Source organism: Trueperella sp. LYQ141, from assembly GCF_046599555.1.
In the GTDB taxonomy this organism is placed as follows: domain Bacteria; phylum Actinomycetota; class Actinomycetes; order Actinomycetales; family Actinomycetaceae; genus Trueperella.
Map to the genome: position 1 here is coordinate 1 of NZ_JBKIWQ010000001.1, position 15,262 is coordinate 15,262.

The following is a 15,262-nucleotide window of genomic DNA, read 5'->3' on the forward strand; positions in this document are numbered from 1 at the left end:
TCCCTCCTCCACCGCGAATGAGCCCCTCTCAGGGAATCCTGAGGGGGGTTTTTCGTTGCTATTAAGCCAAAAAGTGCTAATCAGGGTGTTAGGTCGAGCCTGACGGAAAAAGCCGACAAAAGGTGCGTGAATGACCCTATTTATACCCCAGTTGTGCGGTGGAAATGAGGTATCGTCGAAGTGTCATCGAAGCGAAAAAGTGAGGCAGCTTTAGAGTCCAATAAAGGCTGATAAAAGCTGATAAAGACGATAGGCAGATAGGAAACGCGAAGAAAAATAGGAAAAAAGGGAAAAGAAAAAGCTAATAAAAGAAAAATTTGAATTAAATCAGAACTCACTACACTAACCCGATAAAAGGGGCAAAAAGCGTGGCAAGTTGCCCCGCAAAAGAAAAATAAGTGAGGCACAAACAGACACCAAAAGACCACCAGAAAGACACACCAACATGCGATCAACATTCGGAAACGTCGTCCAAAAACCAGACCGCCGACCCCACGGCCGCTACAAGCACAAAGGCAAAACCTACTACACGCCAACACGAGACCGCGTCAGCCAAGTACGCCACGACCTCGCCCGAATCCACGCCACCATCCTCGACGGAACATGGGAAGACCCCAAACGCCTAGAACGAAAACAAATCACCCTACACGACTGGACAAACAAATGGCTTGAACAAATCAACAACAGCGACTACTCGCCAGGAACATACCGCTCCTACCGCTCCTACGTGCGCGCCCACATCCTGCCATTCTTCGGACCAGACACCCCACTACACGCTATCGACACCACAGCAGTCAACGAATTCGCCGACCACCTGCGCGCCACCAGCACCAAAGCCGTATTCTCCGCGTCTTTGCGAACCCTCAGCTCACTCCTACGCGCCGCCCAACGTACCGACCACATCGAAACACTACCCACCATGCCTGACGGCATATACAAGAAAATGAAACGCCCACCAGAAAAACAAGTCACCTACACCCATACAGACTTGTTAGCGCTCGTTGAAGTAGCAGAGCCGCGTTTCAGAGCCGCTATCGCGCTAGCAGGCTGGGGATGTATGCGCTCTGGCGAGGTTGGCGCACTACAGCGCAAACACGTCAGCGAGGACGGAAAATGGATCAAGATCGAGCGCACAACCAAGCGTGACGTGTCCGGGCGCACGGTGGTTGGCCCGCCAAAAAGCGAGGCAGGGCGCCGTATGGTGAGCCTGCCAAAAGTAGCGGCACGGATTGTTAAAGATCATTTGGATTTGTTTTGTGCTCCTGGTGATGAGGCGTTGCTGTTTGCTCCGCATAACTATGACAGGGAGGAGTTTGTGTCGGATCGGGTATTGCGCTACGCGTTGCATAGGGCGTGTGAGCGTGCTGGGCTGCCAAAGGCACGTTTTCATGATCTGCGTCATTCGGGATTGACGTTGTTTGGCCAGGCAGGCGCAACATTGGCGGATCTGATGGCACGGGCAGGACATTCCACGGTTGATACTGTGCTGATCTATCAGCATTCAGCACGTGCGCGGGACGCAGAGCTAAGCGCACGAATGGGCAAGTAAGTGGCTAACGTCATGATTATTACGGTGCACGATGGTCCTGTTCGATGCACAACTGTTAACGACAAGCGATAAAGCGCTCTGTTTTGCGGGTTTCGTAGATAGGAGGAGTGTAAAAATGCGATTTACTAGGGAACGGATGCGAAGTATTCGGCGTCGTGTTGCGCAAAATCACCGCAACCAAGATCTTGTCCGTAAACTCGTGCAAGAACGCAAAAATAAGTGTCTCAACCAGGAAGAGATAGCTGAAAAGCTAGGGGTGAGCCAGTCGCTTATTTCGAGGATTGAGAATCTTGAGCTGCACCCTCGTTTAGATCAGATCCGAGAGTATGCTGAGGCGGTGGGTTGCGAAGTTCATTTTGACGTGAGGCCTGTAAAGGAAACTTTCCCGCTTATTCCTTGCTGAATATACAGACCCTCTAGTTTAGTTTTGTTGTGGTTTCAGGTCGGTGCGTGCTCCTCGTCCTGGCCGGTTGGCGTTCCATGTGTCGAGTGTTTCGGGTAGCCAGCCTTGGGCTTGACCGATGGTGGCGTCGGGTGGCGGTGTGAGGCCTTTTTTGGTGTAGGAGCGGAATGTGCCTCGTGTGATGCCGAGGTGTTCGGCTGCTTCGCTGCTGGATAGATAGTGGATCATTTGTGGTGTCCTTTGATGGTGGCGATGAGGATGGCGATGGCGGCGAGGAGGATTCCGGTGCCTGCCATGATTTGAGGTGCTCCGTCTAGCTGGGTGATGGTGCATACGGCTAGGAGGATGATGAGGAGGCTTGCGAATAGTGTTTCTTTAGGTGTCATGGTGTTTATGATATTATCCTAGGGAGGCTAGACCCTCACGGTGAGGGCCTAGCTGAGAAGTTTGGTTACTTCTCTTTGTCCTTGCCGGCGCGAAGGGCGGTTATAAGGTTTGCAATCCCTGTAATGATTGCCCCTAGCCCGGTGAGGATTTCTCCTAGGTTGTTCATCATTTCACCTCCTTTCTTACACTAACAATTATACTCCCGATAGGGAGTATTGTGCATGTTGATAAAAGTGCAATACACCACAAGCCGAATAAAACGCATAAAAACTGGCAAAGAGCAGGGGCATGTTTAACTTCTAATGTTCTCGATAGAACTGCATAGCAAGGCTAATACTGCTGAAAGCACTCACTCCTACGCCGCAAATAATAGACGTGTAGCCAACCGTGGTTACTAGCAGGGCTGCAATAATAACAATCCCGCATAGGAGATGTATTCGATTAGTTTTAAGGGGTGTGTATGCGCCGCGTAGATACTGGATAAGAGAGAAGGCGGCGATCAGTAGGGCAAGATCTTGTAGAGGTGTGCTGATGATTTGGGCGATAGACATAGGTGCATTCCTTGCTTGGCACGTTTTAGGTGGGGTAGAATAGTGCGCGGAAGAGCGCCCATCTTGATGGACGCCCTCCGCTTTGATGATATTTAATCGTCCTTATTGTTCCGCTTGCTGGTTGCTAGTGCTAGTAGGATTCCAGCGACTTGAACGATTAAGCTTAAGATTTCATATCTTGTCATTATGACCTCCTTCCGGTTTTCTCTGGGAGGAGGTCTTTTTGCTATCCCCTCGCTCTAATATAATATTACCGATATTTACCAAAATGTACTAATTATATGCGGTGTAAAGCGCCACAATCAGAACAAAACGCGCAAAAATAAAATCACTGGTGCGAACACCAAAAACAACAACCCTCACCGCAAAAACCGTCAAAAAATGACGAAAACTGCTATCATAGGACTATCAGACCCCCGGCCAGGCCTCTGACTCAAGCACAAATGGCCGGGGCCATTTCATGTCTAGCTATGACGCTCCCCGGTAACAGGACACAAATACGGGTCAAAATGCTTATCATCCGCCCACGTATCCACCAACTCTTTCGTAGGCGGATACCGATAATCTAACAAGCGGGCAAGCACCACAACACTCACCTTTTCCGCACCCGCACGCCGCGCCTGAACAGCCAGACCCTGCGCATTATGCCCCTGAACCCACGTATCCTCAACAATCATCACATGCCCAGACAAAGCTTCATCAATCCTGAAATCATCCGGGCTAGTATCCTGAGCCCTACCCGTGCGCGGCTGACCGACAAAACAAGCCGGAACAAACGACACGCCAGAACCCTCTGAAGCAAAACGCTGCGCAATATTCACAAGAGGATGGTCAGGCCGATTTCTCCCAGACGGCACCGCAATCACATGCTTAACAGGTAACCCAATACGGTTTTCTAAACAGGCAAGATGACGAACCCGAAAAAGATGAGCTAACACCGTAAGGTGAATCAACGCCCTAGTATCACAACGCGCCGATTTATAATTATGCAAATCAAAATAAAACTGTTGCAGTACCGGATGTGCACGAACCGCATAACTTAACGGCACAACAATATCCGCTAACTCGCCACCGAAAACTCGCTCACGCTTATTGCACGCATAACACGTCGAATAGATAGCCTCAACCGAACCACAACAAACATGACACACATTCTGGCGTGGAAATAAAGCAAACTCGCTACCAGGCCAGTCGCGTTGAATATTACGCACGTGATAGCCGATAAGCTGTAAAAGCTCACTATTCTCACTATCACCCGCCATCAGAACACCACTCTTATAGCAAGGCAGCCAAAGCAGGAGGCGAGAAAGTAAACTCAACCATACCTATAGCTTTATCGACTGCTTCCACGGCGCTGGTTGCTACCGCCGCCAACACGTGCGGACTATCCACAAGCTTACGCGCCCACGTCGTCCCCTCATACACCGATCGTGACACTACCAATGGCCGACTATGAGCCGCCGCCTGGCGGGCTTGATGCCGAGTCCCAGAACTCTCAGAAGCCTCAACAATAATAGTGGCACTCCCATAAGCCGACATCACCGCATTACGCATAGGAAAGGAATACCGAGTCGGACTAGAACCAGGCCAGAACTGGGACACAACCAGGCCACGATTCTCAATCGTCTCTTGCAAAGCCCTATTCTGGGCGGGGTAATACAGGTCGATACCATTACCGATAACAGCGACGGTCCGCCCTCCACACTCCAAGGCTTCACGGTGAGCCGCCGTGTCAACGCCTTTTGCTAGACCGCTGACCACAGTCCATCCTTTATCAACAATAATCCGTGCCAGGTCACGGGCAGCATTGATAGCGCGTGGTCCTGCATTGCGTGATCCGACAACGCATAGCCCGTGATCGTAAGGGACACGTGTGCCGCGTGTGAAGATCACTGGCGGGAAGTCATGCACTTCGCGTAACTGTTGCGGGTATTCCTCATCGCACCAGGATATGGGCTGTTCTCCAGCGGTAATCCACTGGTCAATATCATCATGGGCTTTCTGTAGGAGTTCTTGCGGGTTAGGTTCGTCGGCAAGGATTTCAGCGGGGGATTCACCCTCGATAAGGCGTTGGCGTAACGACATTTGTTCCCTACGGTACGACCCATAACGTAACAGGGCAACAAGGGTTGCAAGTTCAGGCGAAACAACCATCTCCACACCCCCACTTCACAGACACATTCCTACTATCTGATCCTATCACCGTCACCTACACGTTTTAACCTGCGATAGCGGTTTTGTATAATAATGTCAACAGTTCCCCGGCCTGGCCTCTGCACTGCATGCACAACATGACCGGGGCCAGTTTTTATATCGCCTCAACCCTGGTCGTGATCCGCGCACCAACAGGCATGCCTATCAGTACATACGGCAACCGCCCCTAGGGAGTCCTAGAGGCGGCGCTAAATTATTCAAAACATGCTGAGTAACAGACCTGTGGCCTAGCCCAGCGGGTGCCGGCTATACGACCTGAGGCCGGGGCTTAGGCACCTACCGATAGGCTACCACACGTCAATATAAAAGCCTTTTTGGTCATCGGCGTTCCCCTTATAAGTGGGGATGTCAACGGCCAAAAGGGCTGATATGCAAAATCTTAGCTGATTTGCAAAAAGAAGATCAAGTATCTAGTAGCTGGTGTCGCTTAATGGGGTGTGTGGTGGGTTTTGGGTTAGCCAGGTTTGATAGGCGATGAGGAGTCGGGTGGTGACGCCGAGTTCGTCGGCGATTGCCCAGGGGTTTCCGGCGTATAGGTGTTCTGCTGTGGCGTAGTCGTTTTCGTCGATGAGCATGCGGGCGGCGGTTTGGTCGCATAGGTGTTCCACGCTGGGGGTTTGGTGTCCGTGGTCGCACCTGTAGGCGTGTGCGAGTTCGTGGGCGAGGGTGCAGCGCAGTGCGGTGGATTGCGGGGTGTGGGCTAGGTAGATGGTGTGGGTGGTGTGGTCGTAGTATCCGGCGGGTTGGCCTGGTTGTGGGTGTGTGAGGACGAGGTGGAGGTGGAGGGCGTGGATGGTGGAGATGAGGTCGTTGATTGTCATGCTCATTGTTGGTTGTCCTGCCTTTCCTCACACCGTTGTTCGAACGTTTGTTCGTATATGTATTAGTGTAAAGGCGGGCTCATTAAAAAATTCTTTCCACAGGAGGAAGAAAATGGGGCGGGTGTTGATTTTCCAGGAAAACCCACAACCCGCCCGAGACGCAGATCACAAAAATAGCTAGCGTGAGGGGGCGGGCTCGTAATCACTATCCTCATCCGGATCATACGACCTGCCAAACGTGAACACCCTACCAGGAAGCTCATTCGCTATCTTCTCCGAGACAATCTGACTAAATAGCCCTGCAGAAATCTCCGAACCCCTAGGGCTGACATAATAAATAGTGTTGCCCTCAGTGAAAATAAGAAGCGCAACAGGCTCATCGCCAACCTTGAAAGCTTCTTCCCAGTCGCGAGGATCGTATTTAGGTTCTCTCTCGTAAAACACTTTCCTCAGCTCTGGATAAACCGAGTTCCTGTGCATTTTCTTGCCGGCCATATCATAGGCCTCCACGTGCATGCCTTCTGGGCCTAAATGCACATCACGATCCGTAGGTGAAAGAGGCCTCCAGTGCATGACTGCCGTATAGTCATTATATTCCTCGTCGCGTTCTACGCTTTCAACTGTGACGAGTGCGGAGGGAAATTCAAGCGTATCTCCGACCTTGTGTATAAGCTCGCTACGGTCAACCGGCTCATGACTAGCACAGCCAGCAAGCAAGGGGAAAGCAAGGAGCGCGGTGGTGAGAATGCGAGGAAAACGTTTTGTGCTCATATCCCACATATTAACCGATCCACCCCCCCCGTAAACCAAAAAGAAAGAAAAGCGGCGAACCGTCTAATACAAGAGGGACATGCCAACAATTTGTCGCACGCCCCCTCCGAGTCGGTGCCCTGCAGTCTATTTCACCTGCTGCTACCATCACCTATTCTAGCAGCCATCCCAATACTCTTCCTCCTGCTCATACGGCTCAGGAAACATCGCCGCATGCCGCAACGGATCATACGCAGAATCCACAATCGGCAAAGAATCCAACAAATCACCACCACTACCAGACTCCGGCATAGCCTCTGGTACGGGGGTGAGTCGTACCGACCCAGACTCGGCAGTGGTTCCCGCATTCCGTGCCCGCACAATCACGCGGATAAACTCGTCCACCGCTTTACGCTCACGAGTATCCAGAAAATCAGCCTCTGGAGGAGGAGAATAAGGGGAAGTTGTTTGAGCAGCAATGCCTAATGCTTCTGCGATTTCGCTTTCTGAACGGCGTAACGCTTTAGCTAGCCCAGCAAGCGTCTCAGGCTTCACAGTGTCCGTTTTCCCGTTAATTGCTTTGTAGATGGTAGCGCTAGAAAGTTCTGCTGCGTCGGCTATTTTATGGTACGACGAAAGTCGAACCTGGATAGCCCATGTTCGCCACGGTTCTGGCATTGTAGTCATGGCGGAAGTCTTCCTATCAGCACATCATTAATTCAACGAAACAAGTATACGTGGCGTATACAAATTACTAACATGTAATTTTTCGACGCGCAGTAAACAAGCCAAAAAATAGAGTTGACAGAGTATACAAACATGTATACTGTTTGTTGTGTGCATGAACGAAAAACATATGAAAGGGGGCTATTTTGAGAACCGATTACACCTACACGGTGAAGCTAAGTAGCCCAGATTCCATGCGTAGACTGCTCGCCTATAAAGACTATTCATACGGCGATATAGCGTTTCGCGTAGGGTGTTCAAAGAGCCTCATTGGCCACCTTCTAACTGGTAGGCGTTCACGTACCAAACTCAGCACAGCACGGAACATTTGCAAAGTTCTAGATGTTCCGATCGAGACTCTTTTTTTGCCGTAATTGTTCACCGTGTACGAGAACAAGAACTATTGAAGGAGTTTTTTATGGACAGTGAATACGGACGGATTCTCGTCGAATACATGGACTGGCTGGATTACAAGATCGAGACCACTCGTGATGTTGCCCAGGACCGCCGTGCACAAGGCTCAATCCGAGCCAAACACGAACTGAACGCCTGGGAAGAAGCCCACGACAAGCTCTCTGAACTTTTTGAAGAGCACACACCCGAACCACTTGACCCCGCCTGGAACTAACAGGACAACCCCATGACCACGAAAACCACTTACTTTTTACGCACTCCAAGGAAACCCCATGACCATCGAACCGCTGTTAACCATCAAAGAAGCAGCCAAAATCCTGAAAACCACCCCGAACACGATCTACAGGTACGCATGGTCCGACCAGCTCGAAACAGTGAAAATCGGCGGCCGCAGGCTCATCACTCCCGAAAGCCTACAAGCCTTCATCAACCGTCACATCGACACCGGCCAAACCGTCATCGACCGAGCAAATACCGCTACCAGTTTCGAGCGACCGTGGCTCTCATCGCGGCCTGCTGGGCGCTCATCGACCTACCTAAACCTCTAACCGCCCTCACCGTCTACACGATCGGAATCACCTATGCCATCTACCAGCTCATCCGCTACGACCACGACCAGCAACAGGACGATCCCCGCCAGGCGGATCTTCACCACCACCGTGAACGCCACACCCAAAGGGAGACACTACGCGCACAGCCCACAAATGCGGCTCGCTAACCACCTCCTGTGTATTGTGCGTGACCTGGCTGAGAACCGTCGCCAACTCGCCTGCCCGCCCCAAATCGTCCACCGGCCAAACCACTACCTCATCCAATGGGACACCGAACCCCAACCCGAACCAGACCCACAAGAAAAAAACCCACTCTTTATCCGAGCCCTCAACGGTGTGGATCTAAAAAACGTCCTCATCCGTGCGGTTGGTCCGAATAAATGGCCGCCATCAACCCTCCCATCACTTCTTATAAACCCGAAAAACTCCCTCAACACAACCACGTAAGGAAACACAATGAACACGACAACCACCACCATCCTGGCTGCCCCGCAAGACGACGACCCCGCCTACCACGTCCAACGGATCCTCCACCTCACCGACATGGCAAACACAATCAACAACGAAATCACCGAACACAAAAACACCCTCGCAGCCCTCCTGCCACAAGGCGGACACGTCGGAAACGTCAAAATCACCGTCACCCACCCACGCCGCCTTGACACCACCAAGATCGCTAAAGACTACCCCGTCACCACCTACCCCTACCTGTACAAGCCGCAAATCTCCACCAGTGACGTCCGCAAACACCTCTCACCGGCCGACCTCGACACATATCTGAAACCCTCCGACAAGCCCGTAGTGAGCCTGCGATGAGCCTGAACACGCGAATCTACCGGATACCCCACACGCCAGGAGCCGAACCACACCCCGATGACGGGAAAGCCAGCCACGGCTACATCACCTCCATCATCGAACACGCCATCGCCAACCAGCCACGATCCCTACAAACCATGATCGGACCATCCGAAATCGGCATGGAATGCGACCACTGCCTCGCCGCACGCCTCGCCGGCTGGACCAAACACGGCCACGACACCCCCTGGCTACCATTCATCGGCACCGCCGTACACGAAAAACTCGAACGAATATTCAACGCCTATAACCACGCCAACCCGCCACAAGAAGACGGCGTGGACACACCCGAATTCTTCACCGAACAGAAAGTCACCGTCGGCAAAATCGGCGGCCAGCCCATCACCGGCTCTACCGACCTGTATCGGACACACATGCGCGGCCCTGGCACCTGTGGGATGACGGTCGATTGGAAGATCGTGGGGGATACGACACTACGCAAGGTGAAAGCCACCGGCCAGCCCTCTATGCGCTACCAAGTCCAAGCACACCTGTATGCACGCGGCTGGAACATGGCCGGATACCCAACCTCACACGTCGCCGTCTACTTCATGCCCAGGAACCGGATGACCCTCAACGACGGGTACTGGTGGACCGTCGAATACGACGAACAGATCGCCCATGCGGCTCTAGAGCGAGCAAACAGTATCTATACCAGCCTGACCATGATCGAAAAACACGCCGGAACCGCCGCACGCGACACATGGATCACCAGCCTACCCAGAGACGCTAACTGTTACGACTGCCCCCGATACCCCGACTATCCAACCAACCTCAACACGTTGCTAACGCCATAAAAACAAGTAAGAGAAAGAGAGAAAAATAAAATGAGCGAATTCGATTTCAACGCCGAACTAGCCGACAGTGTTCCCAGCGCAAAATTCGACCACATCGGCGACACTTACACCGGCCGGATCATCGCAGCAGACATCCGCCAAGCCATCGACTACGAGTCCGGGAAACCAGACTATTGGAACAGTGGCGAACCCAAAAAACAAATCCGTATCGAGCTCGATACCGGCGGGCAGAACCGGATAGCAGTGTGGATCAAACTATGGGGATCACAAAAAACCGCGTTAAAAACCGCGTTACGCCGGTGCGGCACAGACGCAAACACCGCGCTAGCACCCGGCAACATGTTCACCGCCACATTCGTCCGCGAAGTACCCAGCGAGAAGAATCCCCGCCTGCAACCAGCAAAAGAATTCGAATACCGGATCGACGTGCGCGCGAATCTGGACAGTGCCGGACTCGACGAAACCCCCACACCAACCGAGCCGGTAGCCCCGGCAGGACAGGGCTATGACATTCCCGCGTTAATCCGCGCCGGCCTAGACAACGCGAGCATTGCTAAAACCACCGGCATGCAACCAAGCGCGATCCAAACAATCCGCGACAACATCACCAACTAACCCCTAACCCGCGCATGTATGCGGGTGGCTTCATACCGTCAGGGACACAGCTAGGTGCAAGCCCTAGATGAAGCACAAAAACACAGGTCAATAAAACAATATTGCGATCACCAAGGAGAGGGACTAATGACAACACTCGCTATTACCGCGACCGCCACACACGTCCTAGACGTTGCTCTACAGGCTGCACGGCAGGGAATCAGTGTCATCCCCATCCTGCCCCACACGCCAACAAAAGGCGACAAACGCCCCGCTTTCCCCTGGAAACAATACCAACACCAGCCAGCCAGCCTCCAACAAGTCACGCAATGGTTCCAGAGCGATACTTACGGGCTTGCCGTCGTATGCGGAAAAGTATCAAACAACCTGGTCATGGTCGAGTTGGAGGCTGCCGGGGCTGATCGGTTGACCGACCTGGAAGCAATCGCCCGCGACAGCGGACTCGGCCCCCTATGGGACAAGATCACAGGCGGCGCGTTCGAGCAGTCCCCTTCTGGCGGCTACCACTGGTACGTGCATGTTGACCTGGAAGACGGTCAGGAGTTACCAGGGAATACGAAACTCGCCCAGGTTGTGACCGGTGGGAAACGGAAAGTGGTGGCAGAGACCCGCGGGGAAGGCGGATACTCCGTTATCGCCCCCACCCCAGGACGCTTCCACGCTTCTGGTAAACCCTGGCAGGCCATCACCAACCATATAGATAAGGCCGCACACATCACCCTCGACGAATACGAAACGTTTACTGACCTGCTGCGCACCCTCCACCAGCCTGCCGAACCCAGCCCAAACATGCCTGCCTGTTCTACCGGTCCTATGATTGGCGGCGTCCGCCCAGGAGACGATTACGAGAGTAAAACTAGCTGGGAAGACATCCTCACCCCACACGGCTGGACGAAAGCATTTATTCGCGGCACCACAACCTATTGGTGCCGGCCAGGGAAAACTGAGGGCACATCAGCCACCACCGGCCGTGCTACCGACAGGGACAGACTCTACGTTTTCACTACTTCTACTGTTTTCGAGCCGGAAACCCCGTACACGAAATTCGGCGCATACGCACAGTTAAATCACGGCGGGGATGTGCATGCGGCCGCTAAAACCTTAGCCCGTGACGGGTACGGAAAACCCGGCGAACACCCACGCGACACCACCGGCCTGGATACTTGGATCAACCAACACGCCACCAGCCAGCAGGCAGATAGCACGCCTAGCGGCATGCCCGCCCTAACAATAGACGAGCCTGATACGTACACCCGCACCGATGACGGCAACGCCATCCGCTTCGCCGACACCTACCGCAACCAGCTACGCTACATACCCGAAACCAGCTCATGGGTGTACTGGACCGGAACACAATGGAAACGCGACCACAAAAACGCCACCGCCATCGAAGCCGCCCGAACCCTCGCCCGCAACCTCCCACAAGATGACAAACCAGACCAGGCACACCGCCGCCGCTCCCTATCCAAAACCGGAATAGACGCCACCGTCGCCCTCGCCTCCACCATGCCAGGAATCTACACGCCACTCACACGTTTCGACGCCGACCCCTACATCCTTAACACCCCCGGTGGTGCTATCGACCTGAAAACCGGCCAGCTCGCCCCACCAGACCCCAACATCCTCTGCCTACGCTCCACCACCGTCACACCCGACTCCACCGTACCCATCACACAATGGGACGCATTCCTCGCCCAAACATTCGCCGGAAACCCCGAACTGGTCACCTACGTCCAACGATTCCTCGGCATGGCGTTAATCGGGAAAGTCAAAGAACAAATCTTTGCCTTCTTCAACGGAGCTGGAGCTAACGGTAAATCAACCCTGCTTAACACTATCCAGCACATTCTCGGAACAGGAACAGACGGCTATTCCACCACCGTCCAATCCACCATGTTCACCAAAGGAGCAGAAAACCGGCACCCCGCCGACATCGCCGCCCTCTCAGGCGTCCGCCTCGCCGTCACATCCGAAACCGAAGAAGGACAGCACTTCGCCGAAGCCAGAGTCAAACTATTAACCGGCTCGGATCTAATCTCCGCCAGGTTCATGCGACAAGACTTCTTCACCTTCACCCCCACCCACACCATCGTCATGATCTCCAACTACGAACCAGAAGTAGCAACAGGCGGCAGTGCGTTCTGGCGCAGAGTCAAGAAAGTCCCATTTAACAATGTTGTCCCTGAAAACCAGCGCGACCCGCATTTGGAAGAAAAACTCCTCAAGGAAGCTCCAGGGATTTTGTATTGGCTGATTGATGGCGCGTGGGACTATCTCCAGCACGGCATGGAAGAACCAGCGGCGGTCAGGGTCGCAACGAAAACCTACGAGGTCGAGCAAGACAACGTACAGATGTTCATCGACGAAAAATGCACCATCTGCATTAAGAATCGGGATCTGTTTCAAGTGCCGGTATCCCGCGTCTACAGCGTCTATGAGCGGTGGTGTACCCGCAACGGGTATGACGCGATAAGCAAGGCCAGTTTCGGGCGGCGGTTAAAACGGCGCGGGATTGAAAGCTGTGTGTCGAACAGTGTGCGTTACTACGTCGGTTTGCAAGTGGAGTCGAACGAGCTGGAGGAGGCCCTCGATGGGTAAGAAAAACGGAGCACAGAAATGTACTTTGCCGCATCAAAAATCTGTATTTTCTGTACTAAAAAACCGTACTAAGCGTGTTGAAAATAAAACTAAATATATTGAAAGTAAAACTAACGGGCGTTTTTACAGTACAGATAAGCCGATTAGTACAAATAAAGTACAGAATTTTAAGGCAATCTGTACTGGCACTTTTCCCAGTAAACACAATACTTTTATTACTTTACAGTACAGAAGTACAGAAAATATATACATACACGCTATACGAGAAAATATATATACGTATATACGTATAGGGGAACTAAGTAAAAAATTTCTGTACTGTGTACTGACTCAACAAAAACCAGCCACGAAAACGGGATCAGGCATGGCCAGAAAACACTCAGAAAAAACCCTCGAAAAACTCCTCGCTACCGCCTGCCACACCCACGGCTGGCTGTGCTGGAAATTCGTCAGCCCCGGCCTAGTCGGCGTACCCGACCGGATCATCCTCACCCCCAGCGGGCGGGTTGTCTTCGCTGAAATCAAAACCAGCGGCAAAAAAACCACCCCCATCCAAACCCACCGACACCACCAGCTCAACACCCTCGGCTATCCCGTCTACCTCATCGACCAGCCCGAACACATCACACAACTCGTCACAACACTTGAGGAACAACAATGACTGTCTACACGCCCCACGACTACCAGACCGCCGCTACCCGCCACATCCTCACCCACCCACAGGCCGCGATCTTCCTCGACATGGGGCTAGGCAAAACCGTCATCACCCTCACCGCCCTCACCCACCTCATCGCCACTAAACAAACTCAGCGGGCCCTCATCATCGCGCCCCTACGGGTTGCGAATACCACCTGGCCGAGCGAAATTGCGAAATGGGACCACACCCAGCATTTGACCTACACCCTCGCCACCGGCAGCCCAACCCAACGCCTCCAAGCCCTCACCGCCGACAGTCAGCTAGTGATTATCAACCGTGAAAACATCCCCTGGCTCATCGACCACTACGCACAGACCGGCCGGCACTGGCCGTTCGACACCGTCATCATCGACGAACTCTCCAGCTTCAAAAACCATGCCTCCAAACGAGTCCGCGCCCTGCTACGCGCCCGCCCGTACATCACACGGATTATCGGACTGACCGGCACACCCAGCCCCAACGGCATGATGGACCTATTCGCCCAATACCGAATCCTCGACCAAGGCCAACGTCTCGGCAAACACATCAGCCACTACCGTGCTAAATACTTCACCGCCCACAGGTACGGCAACATGACATTCACCCGCTACGAACTCAAACCCGATGCGGAACAACAGATCTATGAGGCGATTTCCGATATGACGATCTCCATGCGCGCCGCCGACCACCTCCACCTGCCAGCCCTGACCACCACCAGCCAGCCTGTCTATCTCACCGACAAACAAACCCGCCTCTATAACGAACTCAAAAAGAACCTCATCGCCACGATCGAGGGTGAAATAATCGACGCGGCTAACGCTGCTGTGCTTGCCGGCAAACTCACCCAGCTCGCCTCCGGAGCCCTCTACCTCGACAATCCAAGTCGGCCCTCACGCGAATACCTCGAAACCCACAGCGCAAAACTCGCCGCCCTCGAAGATCTGATCGAAGCCGCGAACGGTCACCCCGTTCTTGTCGCCTACTGGTTCCAACACGACCTAGACCGGATCAGCCGCCGATTCCACGCGAGAACGATCACCACAGCCAAAGACATTGAGGAGTGGAACGCCGGGCGTATCCCACTCGGTCTGATCCACCCAGCTTCTGCGGGGCACGGCCTGAACCTCCAGGCTGGTGGGCATATTCTCATCTGGTTTTCCCTCCCATGGTCCCTTGAGCTTTATCAGCAGACCAACGCCCGCCTATACCGGCAAGGACAAACCCAGCCCGTCACCATCACCCACCTGGTAGCTGCTGGGACGATTGACGAACAAATCCTGGCAGCCCTCAAGCGCAAGGATCTCACCCAGTCCGCGTTGATTGACGCAGTGAAAACCCACCTGTGAGCAGCGGAG

At 53.3% G+C, this 15,262-nt stretch carries 18 protein-coding genes; 11 read left to right on the top strand and 7 right to left on the bottom strand.

Going from position 1 to position 15,262, the window contains the following annotated elements; genetic code table 11:
* Positions 1–445: 445 nt before the first annotated feature.
* Both ACLHIJ_RS00005 and ACLHIJ_RS00010 read left to right on the top strand, forming a co-directional pair.
* Complete coding sequence (locus tag ACLHIJ_RS00005; RefSeq protein ID WP_411298148.1) at positions 446–1,549, top strand: tyrosine-type recombinase/integrase; 1,104 nt, start codon at positions 446–448, stop codon at positions 1,547–1,549.
* A 136-nt stretch (positions 1,550–1,685) separates the two neighbouring features.
* Positions 1,686–1,952: a helix-turn-helix domain-containing protein gene (locus ACLHIJ_RS00010; RefSeq protein ID WP_411298379.1), complete on the top strand. Its 267-nt coding sequence runs from the start codon at positions 1,686–1,688 to the stop codon at positions 1,950–1,952.
* Between the two features lie 224 nt (positions 1,953–2,176).
* On the opposite strand, the gene ACLHIJ_RS00015 is transcribed toward ACLHIJ_RS00010, so the two are convergent.
* The 6 genes from ACLHIJ_RS00015 to ACLHIJ_RS00040 form a co-directional block, all read right to left on the bottom strand.
* On the bottom strand, positions 2,177–2,338 hold the full coding sequence (locus tag ACLHIJ_RS00015) for a hypothetical protein (RefSeq protein WP_411297361.1): 162 nt from the start codon (positions 2,336–2,338) through the stop codon (positions 2,177–2,179).
* A gap of 1,016 nt (positions 2,339–3,354) precedes the next feature.
* Complete coding sequence (locus ACLHIJ_RS00020; protein ID WP_411298149.1) at positions 3,355–4,152, bottom strand: hypothetical protein; 798 nt, start codon at positions 4,150–4,152, stop codon at positions 3,355–3,357.
* Between the two features lie 13 nt (positions 4,153–4,165).
* Complete coding sequence (locus ACLHIJ_RS00025; protein WP_411298150.1) at positions 4,166–5,044, bottom strand: DNA-processing protein DprA; 879 nt, start codon at positions 5,042–5,044, stop codon at positions 4,166–4,168.
* Between the two features lie 470 nt (positions 5,045–5,514).
* Positions 5,515–5,931 carry an ImmA/IrrE family metallo-endopeptidase gene (locus ACLHIJ_RS00030; RefSeq protein WP_411298151.1) on the bottom strand — a complete coding sequence of 139 codons (417 nt, stop codon included), beginning with the start codon at positions 5,929–5,931 and terminating at the stop codon, positions 5,515–5,517.
* A gap of 171 nt (positions 5,932–6,102) precedes the next feature.
* A complete protein-coding gene (locus tag ACLHIJ_RS00035) occupies positions 6,103–6,696 on the bottom strand; it encodes a hypothetical protein (protein ID WP_411298152.1) in 594 nt (197 codons plus the stop codon).
* A 156-nt stretch (positions 6,697–6,852) separates the two neighbouring features.
* Positions 6,853–7,362: a helix-turn-helix domain-containing protein gene (locus tag ACLHIJ_RS00040; protein WP_411298153.1), complete on the bottom strand. Its 510-nt coding sequence runs from the start codon at positions 7,360–7,362 to the stop codon at positions 6,853–6,855.
* A 233-nt stretch (positions 7,363–7,595) separates the two neighbouring features.
* Between ACLHIJ_RS00040 and ACLHIJ_RS00045 the strand changes: the two genes are divergently transcribed.
* The 3 genes from ACLHIJ_RS00045 to ACLHIJ_RS00055 are packed head-to-tail and all read left to right on the top strand — an operon-like array spanning position 7,596 to position 8,363.
* Positions 7,596–7,775, top strand: coding sequence for a helix-turn-helix transcriptional regulator (locus tag ACLHIJ_RS00045; RefSeq protein ID WP_411298154.1), 180 nt, complete (start codon positions 7,596–7,598; stop codon positions 7,773–7,775).
* Positions 7,776–7,819: 44 nt separating this feature from the next.
* Complete coding sequence (locus tag ACLHIJ_RS00050; protein WP_411298155.1) at positions 7,820–8,029, top strand: hypothetical protein; 210 nt, start codon at positions 7,820–7,822, stop codon at positions 8,027–8,029.
* Positions 8,030–8,087: 58 nt separating this feature from the next.
* Positions 8,088–8,363: a helix-turn-helix domain-containing protein gene (locus ACLHIJ_RS00055; RefSeq protein ID WP_411297354.1), complete on the top strand. Its 276-nt coding sequence runs from the start codon at positions 8,088–8,090 to the stop codon at positions 8,361–8,363.
* Between the two features lie 48 nt (positions 8,364–8,411).
* Here the strand turns inward: ACLHIJ_RS00055 and ACLHIJ_RS00060 are convergent, their stop codons facing one another.
* Positions 8,412–8,618 carry a hypothetical protein gene (locus tag ACLHIJ_RS00060; RefSeq protein WP_411298156.1) on the bottom strand — a complete coding sequence of 69 codons (207 nt, stop codon included), beginning with the start codon at positions 8,616–8,618 and terminating at the stop codon, positions 8,412–8,414.
* 204 nt (positions 8,619–8,822) lie between these two features.
* Between ACLHIJ_RS00060 and ACLHIJ_RS00065 the strand changes: the two genes are divergently transcribed.
* The 6 genes from ACLHIJ_RS00065 (at position 8,823) to ACLHIJ_RS00090 (ending at position 15,253) form a co-directional block, all read left to right on the top strand.
* Positions 8,823–9,182 carry a hypothetical protein gene (locus tag ACLHIJ_RS00065; protein WP_411298157.1) on the top strand — a complete coding sequence of 120 codons (360 nt, stop codon included), beginning with the start codon at positions 8,823–8,825 and terminating at the stop codon, positions 9,180–9,182.
* Entirely contained in the window at positions 9,179–10,018 is an 840-nt protein-coding gene (locus ACLHIJ_RS00070; RefSeq protein WP_411298158.1) for a hypothetical protein, read from the top strand. The genes ACLHIJ_RS00065 and ACLHIJ_RS00070 overlap by 4 nt, the downstream gene beginning before the upstream one ends.
* Positions 10,019–10,048: 30 nt before the next feature.
* Entirely contained in the window at positions 10,049–10,633 is a 585-nt protein-coding gene (locus ACLHIJ_RS00075; protein ID WP_411297349.1) for a hypothetical protein, read from the top strand.
* A 126-nt stretch (positions 10,634–10,759) separates the two neighbouring features.
* A complete protein-coding gene (locus tag ACLHIJ_RS00080) occupies positions 10,760–13,231 on the top strand; it encodes a phage/plasmid primase, P4 family (protein WP_411298159.1) in 2,472 nt (823 codons plus the stop codon).
* The gene (locus ACLHIJ_RS00085) at positions 13,224–13,892 is read left to right on the top strand and encodes a VRR-NUC domain-containing protein (RefSeq protein WP_411297347.1); all 669 of its coding nucleotides are present in this window, start codon (positions 13,224–13,226) and stop codon (positions 13,890–13,892) included. The genes ACLHIJ_RS00080 and ACLHIJ_RS00085 overlap by 8 nt, the downstream gene beginning before the upstream one ends.
* The gene (locus tag ACLHIJ_RS00090) at positions 13,889–15,253 is read left to right on the top strand and encodes a DEAD/DEAH box helicase (protein WP_411298160.1); all 1,365 of its coding nucleotides are present in this window, start codon (positions 13,889–13,891) and stop codon (positions 15,251–15,253) included. Before ACLHIJ_RS00085 ends, ACLHIJ_RS00090 begins: the two co-directional genes overlap by 4 nt.
* Positions 15,254–15,262 lie beyond the last annotated feature (9 nt).

Bases quoted from the DNA above. Each gene is read 5' to 3' on its own strand.
- ACLHIJ_RS00045 (WP_411298154.1), top strand. From the start codon at position 7,596: ATGCGTAGACTGCTCGCCTATAAAGACTATTCATACGGCGATATAGCG.
- ACLHIJ_RS00090 (WP_411298160.1), top strand. From the start codon at position 13,889: ATGACTGTCTACACGCCCCACGACTACCAGACCGCCGCTACCCGCCAC.
- ACLHIJ_RS00080 (WP_411298159.1), top strand. From the start codon at position 10,760: ATGACAACACTCGCTATTACCGCGACCGCCACACACGTCCTAGACGTT.
- ACLHIJ_RS00030 (WP_411298151.1), bottom strand. From the start codon at position 5,931: ATGAGCATGACAATCAACGACCTCATCTCCACCATCCACGCCCTCCAC.
- ACLHIJ_RS00065 (WP_411298157.1), top strand. From the start codon at position 8,823: ATGAACACGACAACCACCACCATCCTGGCTGCCCCGCAAGACGACGAC.
- ACLHIJ_RS00070 (WP_411298158.1), top strand. From the start codon at position 9,179: ATGAGCCTGAACACGCGAATCTACCGGATACCCCACACGCCAGGAGCC.
- ACLHIJ_RS00020 (WP_411298149.1), bottom strand. From the start codon at position 4,152: ATGGCGGGTGATAGTGAGAATAGTGAGCTTTTACAGCTTATCGGCTAT.
- ACLHIJ_RS00050 (WP_411298155.1), top strand. From the start codon at position 7,820: ATGGACAGTGAATACGGACGGATTCTCGTCGAATACATGGACTGGCTG.
- ACLHIJ_RS00025 (WP_411298150.1), bottom strand. From the start codon at position 5,044: ATGGTTGTTTCGCCTGAACTTGCAACCCTTGTTGCCCTGTTACGTTAT.
- ACLHIJ_RS00035 (WP_411298152.1), bottom strand. From the start codon at position 6,696: ATGAGCACAAAACGTTTTCCTCGCATTCTCACCACCGCGCTCCTTGCT.
- ACLHIJ_RS00040 (WP_411298153.1), bottom strand. From the start codon at position 7,362: ATGACTACAATGCCAGAACCGTGGCGAACATGGGCTATCCAGGTTCGA.
- ACLHIJ_RS00010 (WP_411298379.1), top strand. From the start codon at position 1,686: ATGCGAAGTATTCGGCGTCGTGTTGCGCAAAATCACCGCAACCAAGAT.
- ACLHIJ_RS00085 (WP_411297347.1), top strand. From the start codon at position 13,224: ATGGGTAAGAAAAACGGAGCACAGAAATGTACTTTGCCGCATCAAAAA.
- ACLHIJ_RS00075 (WP_411297349.1), top strand. From the start codon at position 10,049: ATGAGCGAATTCGATTTCAACGCCGAACTAGCCGACAGTGTTCCCAGC.
- ACLHIJ_RS00005 (WP_411298148.1), top strand. From the start codon at position 446: ATGCGATCAACATTCGGAAACGTCGTCCAAAAACCAGACCGCCGACCC.
- ACLHIJ_RS00015 (WP_411297361.1), bottom strand. From the start codon at position 2,338: ATGACACCTAAAGAAACACTATTCGCAAGCCTCCTCATCATCCTCCTA.
- ACLHIJ_RS00055 (WP_411297354.1), top strand. From the start codon at position 8,088: ATGACCATCGAACCGCTGTTAACCATCAAAGAAGCAGCCAAAATCCTG.